General features: G+C 40.0%; 9 protein-coding genes and 1 pseudogene. 6 read left to right on the forward strand and 4 right to left on the reverse strand.

The features are described from left to right. Nucleotides 1–108: 108 nt before the first annotated feature. Nucleotides 109–2259 carry a TonB-dependent receptor gene (locus H5186_RS02125; RefSeq protein WP_182783819.1) on the forward strand — a complete coding sequence of 717 codons (2151 nt, stop codon included), beginning with the start codon at nucleotides 109–111 and terminating at the stop codon, nucleotides 2257–2259. A gap of 42 nt (nucleotides 2260–2301) precedes the next feature. On the opposite strand, the gene H5186_RS02130 is transcribed toward H5186_RS02125, so the two are convergent. After that, nucleotides 2302–3180 carry a LysR family transcriptional regulator gene (locus H5186_RS02130; protein ID WP_182717031.1) on the reverse strand — a complete coding sequence of 293 codons (879 nt, stop codon included), beginning with the start codon at nucleotides 3178–3180 and terminating at the stop codon, nucleotides 2302–2304. 111 nt (nucleotides 3181–3291) lie between these two features. Here H5186_RS02130 and H5186_RS02135 point away from each other — a divergent pair, with 111 nt between their 5' ends. Next, nucleotides 3292–4260, forward strand: coding sequence for a TDT family transporter (locus tag H5186_RS02135; protein WP_182717032.1), 969 nt, complete (start codon nucleotides 3292–3294; stop codon nucleotides 4258–4260). Nucleotides 4261–4324: 64 nt separating this feature from the next. Here the strand turns inward: H5186_RS02135 and H5186_RS02140 are convergent, their stop codons facing one another. The 3 genes from H5186_RS02140 to H5186_RS02150 all read right to left on the reverse strand — a co-directional run bounded on the left by H5186_RS02140 (nucleotide 4325) and on the right by H5186_RS02150 (nucleotide 7179). After that, entirely contained in the window at nucleotides 4325–5182 is an 858-nt protein-coding gene (locus tag H5186_RS02140) for a GyrI-like domain-containing protein (RefSeq protein WP_149980865.1), read from the reverse strand. Nucleotides 5183–5310: 128 nt separating this feature from the next. After that, a complete protein-coding gene (locus H5186_RS02145) occupies nucleotides 5311–6711 on the reverse strand; it encodes a pre-peptidase C-terminal domain-containing protein (protein WP_182783821.1) in 1401 nt (466 codons plus the stop codon). A 297-nt stretch (nucleotides 6712–7008) separates the two neighbouring features. Next, nucleotides 7009–7179 carry a DUF2986 domain-containing protein gene (locus H5186_RS02150; protein ID WP_182783823.1) on the reverse strand — a complete coding sequence of 57 codons (171 nt, stop codon included), beginning with the start codon at nucleotides 7177–7179 and terminating at the stop codon, nucleotides 7009–7011. Between the two features lie 471 nt (nucleotides 7180–7650). Between H5186_RS02150 and H5186_RS23295 the strand changes: the two are divergent. The 4 genes and pseudogenes from H5186_RS23295 to H5186_RS02170 all read left to right on the forward strand — a co-directional run. After that, nucleotides 7651–8880, forward strand: a pseudogene (locus tag H5186_RS23295) (methyl-accepting chemotaxis protein); the annotation flags it as partial. Between the two features lie 144 nt (nucleotides 8881–9024). Beyond that, on the forward strand, nucleotides 9025–10515 hold the full coding sequence (locus H5186_RS02160; RefSeq protein WP_182783825.1) for a dipeptidase: 1491 nt from the start codon (nucleotides 9025–9027) through the stop codon (nucleotides 10513–10515). A 217-nt stretch (nucleotides 10516–10732) separates the two neighbouring features. Further along, nucleotides 10733–11356 carry a YqiJ family protein gene (locus H5186_RS02165; protein ID WP_257325469.1) on the forward strand — a complete coding sequence of 208 codons (624 nt, stop codon included), beginning with the start codon at nucleotides 10733–10735 and terminating at the stop codon, nucleotides 11354–11356. A gap of 62 nt (nucleotides 11357–11418) precedes the next feature. Further along, the gene (locus H5186_RS02170; protein ID WP_145237480.1) at nucleotides 11419–13521 is read left to right on the forward strand and encodes a flotillin family protein; all 2103 of its coding nucleotides are present in this window, start codon (nucleotides 11419–11421) and stop codon (nucleotides 13519–13521) included. The last annotated feature ends 60 nt before the right edge of the window (nucleotides 13522–13581 follow it).

The following is a 13581-nucleotide window of genomic DNA, read 5'->3' on the forward strand; positions in this document are numbered from 1 at the left end:
AATAAACATCGAGTCAGAGCTTGGGGTGCGACAATTTGTCGCGTGTTCAGTGTTGTCGTCAAGTTATATACTTTGCTTATCTTAAACCTGCTGTAATTAAAGAATAAAATGAGCAACCACAATCCACCTATCAATTCACGTTATGCACTTTCTCCGTTAGCACTTTGCATTGCGAGTTTAGTCTCTCCTTATGTACTGGCTGATGATTCAATTGAAGTGATTGAAGTACAGGGCCAAAACGTTAACAGCCATGCAAATTTAGGTTCTGCTGAACAGCTTTTAACTGAGTTGGGGGTGGATTTCTCTGCGGCAGGTGGCATTTCTAGTTTACCTATATTAAATGGCATGATGGGCGATAGAGTTAAAGTACTGGTCGATGGCGCAGATATTACTGCGGCCTGTGGCAATCAGATGAACCCACCATTATCTTATATTTCGGCTAATCAGCTATCGTCTTATCAAGTGATTGCAGGTATTTCGCCAGTAAGCGCTGGTGGCGATAACATTGCCGGCGTTATTGTAGTAAACACCATTGCTCCGCAATATGGTGAGAGTGATATGTTAGTGTGGCATTCAGGTTATGTGTCGGCGCAGTATCGCAGTGTAAATAATGCGCAAGCGGTTGGTGTTGGCGCACGACTTGCCAGTGACAGCTTTAGTTTAAATTATCAAGGTGCCTTTGAAGACGCTGATAGTTATGACGATGGTAATGGTGATTTAGTATTAGATACTCTATATCGCGTGCAAAATCATGCATTAACCGCAGCGCTGCGAGATGAAAAACAACAGCTAGTGGTTAAATTAACGCATCAAAAAATACCCTTTCAGGGCTTTGCTAATCAATATATGGATATGACGGATAACACCAGTTATGGCATAGTCACTCAGTATAAACGCCAGCTTGAAAGTGGTGAGTTTCGAGCGCAAATAAACTTTAATGATGTAAAGCACGAAATGGGTTTTTTCAGCGCTGAAAAAACCGGCATGATGCCGATGAATACCGACGCGCAAGATATCAGTTATCAACTTAATTGGCGTTTAGACTTTGATGCTGACACTGTATTACTGCTCGGCCAAGAATACTATGGTTACCGCATTGATGATTGGTGGCCTGCGATTGAAGGCTCAATGATGATGGGGCCTAACGACTATGTAAATATTAATGACGGTGAACGTGACCGCTACACCGGTTTTGCTGAGCTGCAAAAGCAGCTAAATAACAAGTGGTGGGTCTCTGCTGGTACGCGTATTGAATATGTGCAAACGGATACCGGTGAAGTGCAGCCATATTCAGACATGGGTGATGGCATGAATGGAATGTCAGGTATGGGAAGTATGCCAGCAATGAATATGGCAGATCCAAATAAAGATGCTGCAAAAGAGTTTAATGCCATGGATCGCGCGCGCAGTGACACGCTTGTGGATGCCAGCCTATTATTACGCTACCAAATTACTAATGAAGATGAACTACAATTTGGCTTAGCACGTAAAAATCGTGCGCCTAATTTATATGAACGTTATAGCTGGGGTGTCAGCACAATGTCGACCAGTATGATTGGTTGGTTTGGTGATGGTAATGGTTATATTGGTAACCCAGACTTAGTAGCCGAAACCGCGCATACCATCAGCACCAGTTACACTAAATCGGCAGAAGATGGTCAGTGGCAAATAACAGCTAACGCTTGGTATACCCAAGTAAATGATTATATTGATGTTACTGTTGTTGGCAGTACTAACCGCACAGATAAGGCATTAACTGAGCGTAATACCCTGCAATTTACCAATTTAGACGCCACACTTTATGGCACTAAGCTTGAAGGTATTATCCGTGTTGTTGATAGTAAAAATGCAGGCACATGGGATTTAACCGCCGCGCTTAATAGCACCCATGGCGAGCGTGATGACAGTGATGAGCCGTTATATCAAATAATGCCACTGCATAGCAAAATAGCCCTTGAGCAACAACTCGGTAAATGGCAAAACTCATTGAGCTGGGAGTGGGTAGATAGCAAAACGCGTGTAGATCCACGTCGTATTGAAAATCTATCAGCCAACTATAGCTTAGTGAATTTAGCAACCAAGGCGACATGGGATAAGCTAACAGTTAAGTTGGCAATTACTAATTTACTTGACGAATACTACCAGCAGCCTTTAGGCGGAGTCAGTATTGCCCAGTTTAATGTGGATCAAGGCCAAGGCTTTAACCAATTAGCAGGACAAGGTCGCTCGGTTAATGCCGGTATCAGCTACGCATTTTAAGTAAACTACCTAAATGTAGCCATGATGTTTAGCATGGCTACATTATAGCTGATCACAAAAATCTATAAACTGCGTTAGCAACGGGTTTTTATATTTGTCTTTATGCATTACTAACCAAAATTGCCTTTGCATAGGGTGGTTTAAATTAAGTTTTGTAACGCGGCCATCTTGTAAAGCGTATTGTGCCGCGAGTGACGATAAACATCCCAGCCCTAACCCTTCAGCAACGCTGTTGATCAATGCCTCTGTGGTATTGAGCTCAAAACTTTGGCTCCAATTATCGATATGTGTAGCGAGGTTTTGTAAAAAGAATGAGCGTGAACCAGAGCCGGCTTCCCTTAATACCCATTCGCTGTTTGCTAAGTCATTAAAACTAAGCTGTGGTTTTTTAGCTAAAGGGTGGGACAGCGGCGCAATAATACACATAGTGTCTTTACTAAACACGGTTGAGACTAAGTCGCTTTGCTGGGCTTGGCCCTCTATTAGTGCAATGTCGAGTTCAAAATCGCGCAGTTTTTGACAAATAAGCTCAGAATTTGAAATAAAAACTTGCTGTGAATAATGCAGCTGTTGTTGGCGAAATCCACTAAGTATAGAGGGTAACACATGATTACCAATGGTATCGCTGGCACCTATTTTTAAGGTGCCGCTGGCTTTTGCGTGGGACGAAAAAAGCGTATTAATATCATTTGCTCTGTGCAGTAATTCATCGGCCAAGGGCAGTAATTTTTGCCCTTCTTGATTTAAAATTAAGCGATGATTTACTCGGTCAAACAGTGGGTGACCTAACTGCTTTTCAAGCTCGCTAAGCGCCATGCTCACCGCCGCTTTAGACAAGTAAAGCCGCTCAGAGGCTGCGGTAAGTGTTGCATGCTGAGTAATACCTACAAACACTTTAAGTTGTTTAAGAGAAATATTCATGAGCTTGGTGTTTAATTTTTATGAACATGTGTTCTATATAATTAGATTTAACTAAACAAAATGCAAGGTTAAACTTCTTTATAAGATAAACAGTGAGTGTGGAGTATAAACATGTTTAATTATATAAAAGCCAAAGTAATAACCGCACCTACCCCAATGGGTGGATTAGCATTAGGCATAGCCAGCCTTGGTTGGGCTTGGGAAAATATGTTTAATGTAAATGGCGCAGCGCAATACACTGGGGCGGCAATTGCGAGCGCATTATTATTAATACTTGGCTTAAAATTTTTACTGTACCCACACTTATTAAAGGCCGATTTAGCGCACCCTGTTGTAGGTAGCGTTGTGCCTACTTTTGCTATGGCAACGTTGGTGGTATCTAATTCGTTAGGGCACGTTAATCCATTAGCAGGGGATGTGCTTTGGGTAGGCGCATTTTTATTGCACTTGGGATTTTTATTGAGCTTTATTATTCATCGTGTTCGTGAGTTTAAAATTGAGCACATGGTGCCAAGTTGGTTTGTACCACCGGTGGGTATTATTGTTGCCGATGTCGCGTTCTCGGGTAACCCAGCACTGTTGTTTTTAGCACAAGCAGCACTTTATTTTGGCATGTTAATGTACGCAGTTATGTTGCCGTTAATGATTTACCGGATAATATTTGCTGAGCAAATTCCTGATGCTGCACAGCCCACATTAGCTATATTAGCGGCGCCGGCAAGCTTATCGTTGGCGGGGTATTTCACTGTAGTGACCCAGCCGTCGCCAGTGATAATTGGGGGGTTATTTGGTATTGCCATACTAATGACACTCATTATTTATACGGCATTTTTTAAATTACTACGCCGCAGGTTTTGCCCTGGGTTTGCTGCATTTACCTTTCCCATGGTCATTGGTGCTACGGCGTTATTTAAACTCGCGGATTGGATGCTAACTATGAATGTTGATGTACAGTTTATAAACCAAATACATCATTTAGCGGTAGTTGAATTGCTAGTAGCAAGCGCTGTGGTTGGCTATGTAGCGATCCGTTATACGCATTATTTTAGTTCCTTGGCTTTAAACGGCTTGAAGGTGTGAAATTGTAATAGTATGAATACAGAACGAAGAGGCAATAATGAGATTTTGCCTCTGCGGTTAATTATTATTTTAGCGGCAAGTAAATATCAGTTATTAAATCACACTCATCTACTTCATGAATGAGATTTAAGTAATGAAAGAAGCACGGAAAATCTCTAACTTCTTCAGTGCTGTTTGGTAACCATTGACGATATAGATAATAAACAGTGTCGCTGATAGTGTCATGACTGCCAAAGTGCTTGACTAAAGCGCAGCGACCTGCCGGGATCTCACCATTTCTTACGCCATATTGATTATCGCTAATTGGTTGCTTGACGCTGCCGGCGAAGTCAAAGCGAAAATCGTTGTCGTCAGTCACCGCAGGATCGCTATAAGGGATGCCATAAGTATCACTGGTTTTTACCGGTGATAAGCCTGACTCTTTTCGCCATTTAATAAACTGTGCGGCTGTTTCCATAAGCTTAGTGGCCGAACCGTTGTGGGTAAGCAACGCAACAGCTTGCGGTGCAAAGTGAACAATTTCTACTTTCATATTACTAACCTTTAATTCAGGTATTTTAAAGTCAAACTGCGCATGCCAATGTGGCCAGTTTGGTGTGCTTCTGAATTGAGTTGGGGATTGAGCAAAAACACGTTTGAAAGCACGACTAAAAGCTTCAGGACTTTCAAAACTTGCCTCTAATGCAATATCAATAATGCGTTTGTGATGCTCAAAAGCAAGCCGATAAGAGGCGCGCTTTAAGCGAGCAAATTGCGTGTACTTAGTAACGCTTACCCCCATTATTGAGATAAATAAACGATGAAAATGAAATTTAGAACAATAGGCAACGGCACTTAAACTATCTAATGTAAGTGGCTCATCAATATGGTGGTTTATATAATCACAGACATGATGGATGCGCTGTAGGTGCGTGTTTTTCATAGTTACTCGTTATACTTTTATTCAGAAGTGGCGTCAGTGTGACAAAGTAAGAGAATGCCTGCCTGATTGAAATTGCTCAAGTTGCTTTTTAAATAAAAAAGAGCCCAAAGGGCTCTTAACTGGGGGAATTAATAAGGATTGATAGGGGAGTAGAAGTTATTGTTATTACCATTAATGCTCACGTCTAGTTGCATACCATTATGAGCGTGGCTAACCACATTGTAATTATCACCAGGTAGTAGCTTTACTCTATTAATATTTTGATAGTTTACTGGGCTCCCACATTGCAATGTCACTCTTTGCGTATTAGCGGTTTCTTTAAAGATGTAAACTTCATTGCTGCCGTCAACAACACCTGTACCAGAGGCATCGATGAACAGTGAGGTTGCCTCACTGGCTGCAATAGAAAAATACTGATTGCTGTGATGGCCTAAAGACACGATGGCACGCCCCATTCTGTCACGTTCTTGGAAGTGCGTATCGGTTAAGCTGTTGTTTAATACAGGCACATCAATAAATCGACTGCTGAAGTTAAGTGTTTCGTGGCAAAAGTCAGTGACTACTTCATCTGATACTGCGCCAGCAACGCCATCTGGGTCGTACACGCTGTTTGCCATTAACGCCATGCCTGCAGACGTTCCGCCAACGACACCGCCTTTATCAAAAACGTGTTGCACAGCGGTTTGTACTTTTGTACCTTGCCATTGATTAAGATAATCTGATTGGTCACCGCCTGCAATCCATACAAATTCGGCGCTGCGGATAGCCCAGTCAACATAGTCATCATTCGCTTTGTTGCGAGTATCAATGATCAGTGTTTCTACTGAGTCGGCATTCATTAAGTTCAGTAAATAATCGTTGTAGGCGTCAGTACCTGAGGTTCTAAGCACAACAACATCGGCACCGCTGCCAACATGGTTAGCAACGCGATTACTAAATGCTTGATCAACATCGCTGCCACCACCCATCAGTAATACAGCACCTTGATCAGCTGTTAATGTGCTGCATGAATCAGCACTGCCACCTTGTAAATATGCTTGTAATGAACTTGGCTTTGCAGGGCGAGAGCTATAGCCACAATCACCGCTGCCACTTCCGCCACCGGTGTTACTACCTTCACCAAAATTGACCGTTAAATCGTACCAACCTGTACCGGAGTAACGCGTTACTTTTACATAATAAGTACCCGTTGATTGTGCGTTATAACTGCCTGTTTCTGGAACATTACTGGTCGCCCCTTCGGCAACAGCAGATCCTATTTCTTGGTATAATGCCCAGTCAAAATCATCGTTAGTGTTGTGCTCAAGGCTGACCTCAATAGGCCCGACTTGAGTTACTTCAAAGCTAAACCAATCAGTATCATTGCGGCTCAACGAGCCTGCAACGGTGGTATTACTACAAAGTGGGGAATTTGCATTGCTTTCAGTGTCGTTTGATTCAACTTCGTTTGTTAAACAAGCATTACTTGCAAACGAAAAAAACATGCACGCGGCTAGTGTTCCATTAAGAATTGAGAGTTTTCTTTTCATTATTGTTACCTGAATTTTAATTACATAGAAGCCTTCCTACTGCGAGGCATTATTGCTTTTAAATTATTCAGGTTTTTTTATTCGTCGAACCATTCACTTAAATGATAGTTGACAGAACATTCTTGAGGAGCACTAGGAGCGATAATAAATAATTTGTTCATTTATGCCTCCTAAGTGATTATTGGTGTGTTTCAGCATTGTTGCTGAATATTCAACATTACAGTTAGGTGTGTAATTTGCAACTATTTATTAACTTTTATTTTATTTAAATCTCAAGTTTATGTTTTTATTGGTTTATCAATTCGCTTCATCGTTTAAAGTGTCTATTTGCTGTTCTTGAGCGAGTAGTGCCAATCTTTCACGTTCAGCTTTAGACACATAAGCAGGCTTATTACTTTTATGTAATTTTGCATTTGCGCGCTTATCTTTGTTATTAAACTTTGTAACGATTTTCTTTCTGCGATTCATGATCGACCCCATAATTTTAAGATGCGCATTATACTTCGTTGTATGCAAATATGACTAATAAATTTATAAAATGTTTGTTATGTGGGCATTTTAAATGCTCTAACACATTAAAAATTTAGTTGCTCAAAAGTAACAAGATTTACTGATAGCTCATTTATTTTAGAAACTCAACTATCCCTATACTATTATCGTTTATATCTCCTGCGTTTTCTGTAATACCCCTTACTAATTTGATGACTAATCTTGCTCTTTTTAAAATTCTCAACTATTAGATATTATTGATTTTTGTTACTAAATGGTAGTGAATAGTAGTCACAATTAAAGTGTGGCTGTTAAAGAGTAGTGTTGTTAATTCTATGATTTAAATAGCTAATAAGAATGATACAGTCAAAGGATAAAATGATGTTTTTTAAGTCAAAGAATGCTGTTTTAGATAAACATAAACAAACTGACCCAATGACCTCTCAGGCTCAAAAAGAGCTAAATGCAATTAAATCTAATATAGCTTTTATTAGTTTTACAGTGGATGGCATCATTGTTGATGCTAATAAACATTTTTTAGATGTAATGGGGTTTAAGCTTAGTGAGATTGTTGGCCAACATCATAAAATATTTTGTGATTCAGACTATGTAAATTCTGAGGACTATCGCCATTTCTGGCAAGATTTAAGTGCGGGTAAATCATTTGGTGGTACTTTTTTACGTTTTACAAAAACTAAGGTTCCTATTTATTTAGAAGCAAATTATTTTCCAGTTGTAGAAGATGATGGCAGCGTAAGTAAAGTTATTAAAATTGCCAATGACATCACGACTATAAATAATGTGTTGAAAAACAAAGATGCAATTCTTAATGCGCTAGATCTATCGTTAGCAGTCATTGAGTTTGATACACAAGGAAATATTTTAGATGCTAATGAAAACTTTTTATCAACCGTTCATTATTCACTTGAAGAAGTAAAAGGAAAACATCATAAAATATTTTGTGATAAAGAGTTTTATCTTAAAAATCCAGAGTTTTGGCAGAGCCTTAGTAAGGGACGATTTAATTCAGGTCGTTTTAAGAGATTTAGCAAAGATGGTCGCATTTTGTGGCTTGAGGCAACTTACAATCCAATCTTTGATGAAAACGGTAAGGTATATAAAGTTATTAAGTTTGCATCAGACATAACAGAGCGCGTTAACTTAGCATTTAACACGATTGATCAAGCTGCGACTATTTCAGAGGAAACCAGTCAAGTAACTTCCAATGCAGTAAATATTTTAGGCTTAGCTGTTGAAACATCAAAAAACATTGCTGAACGAGTTAATAATGCAACGGCAACAGGGAAAGAGCTTAAAATACAGTCTAAAAGTATAGTTGATATTGTGGTTACTATTCGATCTATTGCAGATCAAACAAACTTACTTGCACTTAATGCTGCAATTGAAGCTGCTCGAGCTGGTGAAGCTGGACGTGGCTTTGCTGTCGTTGCTGATGAGGTGCGCACACTTGCAAGTAATACCGCAGAATCGACCGCAGAGATAGGCCGTGTCGTTGAGCAAACTCAAGCGTTGATAAGTCAAATGGATGAACTATTAGGATCTGTCGCTGGTATTGCAAACGAAGGGCAAGAAAGTATTTTAGAAGTATCTCAAGGGTTAAGTGAAATTACGCAAGGGGTTAAACGTTTTGTTGAAATGGTTGATCAGATGAAACCTTAAGTTTCTTACAGCCTATTATTTACCTAGCTGCTTTGCTCTATGTTTTATTAATAATAAGTTGTCGGTCTATCGCAAAGCATTGTTCGTTATTAAGCCAGAGCGTTATAATTGTGATTCTTAGTTGTTAATTGAATGGGACTTGTTTTGAAAAAATTAGCTTTAGCTAGTATCGCTTTATTGGCCTTTAACGCACATGCAAAATTAAATAAGATTAATGACAGCGTTGCTGATTATGCTGTAAATACCTACCAAAGTGCGCAAATTCATACCTTAGCTAATTTAGTATCATTCCCGACGGTTAATAAAGACGGCATCAATACTCCTGATAATCCCGACTTTATTGGCTTTAAAGCTTTGTTAAAAATGAAAGCTGCTGAACTTGGTTTTGATTACCAAGATTTAGGTTACACCGTACTTATTGGTATGGGGCAACAAACTGAAAAGGTAACCATAGTAACCCATGGCGATGTGCAACCTGCCAACGCAAGTAAGTGGAAAAAAAGCCCGTTTGAAATAGATAGTACCTCAGAGCCAGGTAAATTAATTGCGCGTGGAACAGAAGATGATAAAGGTGCTATCGCGACCGCTTTATATGCAATGAAAGCTATAAAAGATCAACAGATCACACTTAATAATCGTATTGAGTTGATGATTTACTTAGCTGAAGAATCTGATTGGGGTCCGCTTGAAGAGTTTATGAAAAGCTATCAGCAGCCTAAATATGCGGTTACTATTGATGCGTCATACCCGGTGGTTGTCGCGGAAAAAGGTTGGAGCTTAATTGCACCAACGTTTAATGCTACCTCAGCACAAACAGGAGTGTATGTAAGTGAACTTACTGGCGGCGCTTTTAAAAGCCAAATACCAGAAGATGCGAGTGTGGTGTTACATAACGCCGATACTGCGTTAGTCAGCAAACTTAAACATGCAGCGAGTGCGCTTAACGCTGTGGAATTTAACTTTAGCGAGCAAGCTGATGGTGTTGTTATCAGCGTAAAAGGGTTGTCTGCTCATTCATCAGAGCCAGAATCTGGGGTTAACGCCATTGCTTACTTAGCGGAAGCTTTTAAAGGTATTGAGCTTGAGAATAACAGTGATGGTCAAGCAATTGCGTTTATTAATCAGCTAATTGGTCTTGATATACATGGCAAACAGTTTGGTGATATTGCTTATAAACATGACTTTATGGGACCTATGACAGTAGCACCAACGCTTATTGAACGTGATGGTAATGAACTCACACTCGCTGTGAATTTACGTCGTCCAATGGGTAAAGATGAAGCGGTATTACGTACGCAAATTGATACCGCACTGAGTAATTGGCAAGTGAGAAATAACGTAAAGTTATCTGGTGTTGATGTGGTGATTGGCACGCCAATGTTGCTCGACAGCGCACCTCATGCACAAGCATTATTAGATATTTTTAAACACTTTACCGGTGATCAAGAGGCTGGATTTGTATCTATTGGTGGCGGTACCAATGCAAAGTTATTTGATAATGCAGTATCGTTTGGGCCATCAATGCCAGGCAAGCGCTACACCGGTCACTCAGAGCATGAGTTTATTACAGTTGAACAACTTAAGCTCAATCTTAAAATGTATACAGCAATGATGATAAAGCTGGGTAATATGTAACTTAGGTCGTCATACACACAAAGTAAAACGCCGCTAAATTGCGGCGTTTTTTTACTTCTAAGTCGTTAATTAAGCTAAGTTAACGTTTCAAAGTAGTCGTTCATTTACAATTTTTTATATTAACAACGTTGATTTTCCATAAAACACTTAACATTTACGCGACTAAATGATAAAAAGTTTTATCGCCTACTGCGTTTAAAATAAATGGATAGTTGTAATGATGGAATTTTTAAACTTAGCGCTTACTTTCCCCACCGTTATTTTTTCAGCCCTGTTGTTAGTTGTGATGTTGTTTTGGCTAATAACCCTTATTGGCTTTGCTGATATTGACATGTTTGAATCAGATCTAGAAATTGAAGCCGATGCGTCGCAAAGCTCAGGCTTGAGTTCATGGTTTAGCATGGGGTTTGGTGGCATACCAATTACTGTATCTATTAGTCTCGTAGTGATGAGTAGCTGGTTGATCAGCATCTATGCCCATAAGTTTTTTGCCTACCTGTTAGGCGATGGTATGTGGTTTTATATTTTTGGCGTGCTAATGCTGGGCGTTTGTTTGCTGATTGCTATGCCAATTGCGGCCATTATTTCTCGGCCATTACAGCGCTTTTTTAGCAGCGCACAAACCTCGCAAAGTTCAGATTTACTGGGTTTAGAATGTGTTGTTGTTACTGGCAAAGTAACAAATACATTTGGCCAAGCACGGGTTAAATTTCAAGGTACTGAGCAGTTACTTGAAGTTAGAGCTGAAAATGACGAGCAATTTACATCAGGTGACACAGCGGTGTTGCTTGAACACCTCAAAGAGCAACACTGTTACATTATTACCGCCAAACCTTGGTAATACCCTAGTTTATTTAGGGGTAAGTAACACATAATAAATCGATAATCACGTTAGGACATAACATGGAATTTTTAGATAATCTCATACCTATATTGACATTTGTAGGTATAGCAATCGCTGTTATTTTTGCTATTTTGCTAATTATCGGCAAGTTTTATCGCAAGGTAGAGCAAGGCCAAGCACTGATCATTAATAAAATGAAGAACGAGCCCGATGTCACCACTACGGGCGGAATTGTTTATCCTGTGATCCATAAAATGGAAGTGATGGACATTTCAACCAAGCGCATGGTGCTTGAGCGTAAAGATAAAGGCGGTTTGATCTGTAAAGATAATATTCGCGCCGATATCGCCATTACTTTTTATATTCGTGTTAACGAAAACAAAGAAGATATTTTACGCGTTGCTAAGCAAGTCGGTTGCGCCCGTGCATCAGAGCACGCCACATTGCAAGAATTGTTTGAAGCGAAATTCTCAGAAGCACTTAAAACTGTTGGTAAGCGAATGGATTTTGTTGAGTTATTTACTCACCGAAATGAATTTCGCGATAATATTAAAGAAGTGATTGGCCAAGATTTATCGGGTTATTCACTTGAAGATGTTGCTATTGATTACCTTGAACAAACGTCAATTGATAAGCTCGATCCGCAAAATATTCTCGATGCCGAAGGTATTCGCCGCATCACTGAAATGACCGCAGTACAAAATGTATCTACCAATCAATTGAAGTGTGATGAACGCGCTAAAATTGAGATCCAAAATCAAGAAGCCACCGAAAAGTCACTGGAAATTGAGCGCCAAAAGCAAGATGCCATGTCACGTCAAGTGCGCGAAATTGAAACCGTGAAAGCCCGCGAATATGCCGAAGCTGAAAAAGTACGCCAAGAAGAGCGCTTAAAATCAGAGCAAGCCCGCATTCAAACAGAAGAAGCGATTGGCATTAGCGAGCAAAATAAGCAACGTGAGCTTGATATTGCCGAACAAAACCGATTACGCGTTTTGGGTATTGAAGAAGAGAAAGTTGCTCGTTCACGTGAAATTGAAGTGATCGAACGTGAAAGAGAAACCGAAATCCTGCGCATCAATAAAGAAAAAGCACTGGAAGTAGAACGTAAAGAAATTGCCGATGTAGTGCGTGATCGCGTGATTGTTGAAAAATCAGTGGCTGAAGAAGAAGAGCGCATTAAAGATGTGAAAGTACTCGCAGGTGCAGAGCGCGAGAAGAGTGCGATGATCATTCGTGCCAAAGCCGAAGCCGAACAGTCATTAGTAAAAGATATCGAAGCTGCAAAAGCGCAAGAGCAAGCCGCAGAATATAAAGCTCGTGAGCTTGAAACAATGGCCAATGCAGAGCTTAGAATTGCTAATCAACAAGCTGAGTCGAAAAAGATTTTGGCGCATGCGCAACAAGTTGAAACAGCTGCTAAAGGGCTTGCTGAAGCGGATGTTATTAAAGCGAAGGCCGAAGCAAATGCAATTCAAGGTGAAACTGATGCTAAAGTAATGCGTCAAAAACTTGAAGCTGAAGCACAAGGTAATCGTGAAATTGGTTTATCTCAGGCGCAAGTACAAACAGCCATGGCTGATGCGAATGAGAAACAAGGTGAAGTGGAAGCGATTAACCTAGAGCGTAAGATGCGCGCCGAAGCAAAAGGCCTTGAAGAGAAGCTACAAGCCTTGAACGCAATGGATCAAGATGCTCGCGATTACGAAAGCTTTACGCTGCAGCTTAACCAGCAAAAAGAGCTCGTATTGGCAAAAATTTCGGCCAGCAAAGACATTGCTGAGCACCAAGCACATATTATGGCGAAAGCCTTAGGTAATGCTGATATTAATATTATGGGCGGCGATGGTCAGTTCTTTAATCAATTTATGAGTGCAATTAGTTTAGGTAAATCAATTGATGGCTTAGTTGATGAAAGTAAAACCGTACAAACCGTATTTAAAGATCACTTAAATGGTGATCGTAATTTAATTGAAGACCTAAAAGGGGTGTTAGCTGGGGCGAATGGCTCAGCCGAAACACTTAAAAACTTCAACATGAGTAAGTTATTAAAGCAGTTAAGTAATACCTCTGCGGCTGAAAAAAGCCAATTACTAAGCATGTTAGGCGGTAACTTAGGTGGTGGGTTAGATGAGAAAATTAAACTAGATCCAAAAGACTAGCTTAATTTCTAAGTTCTCTCGTTGTAGCCGCAATAGTTTAACTATTGCGGCTAACTTCTA

It is taken from the genome of Pseudoalteromonas sp. SG41-2 (assembly GCF_014164535.1).
GTDB lineage: Bacteria > Pseudomonadota > Gammaproteobacteria > Enterobacterales > Alteromonadaceae > Pseudoalteromonas > Pseudoalteromonas rhizosphaerae.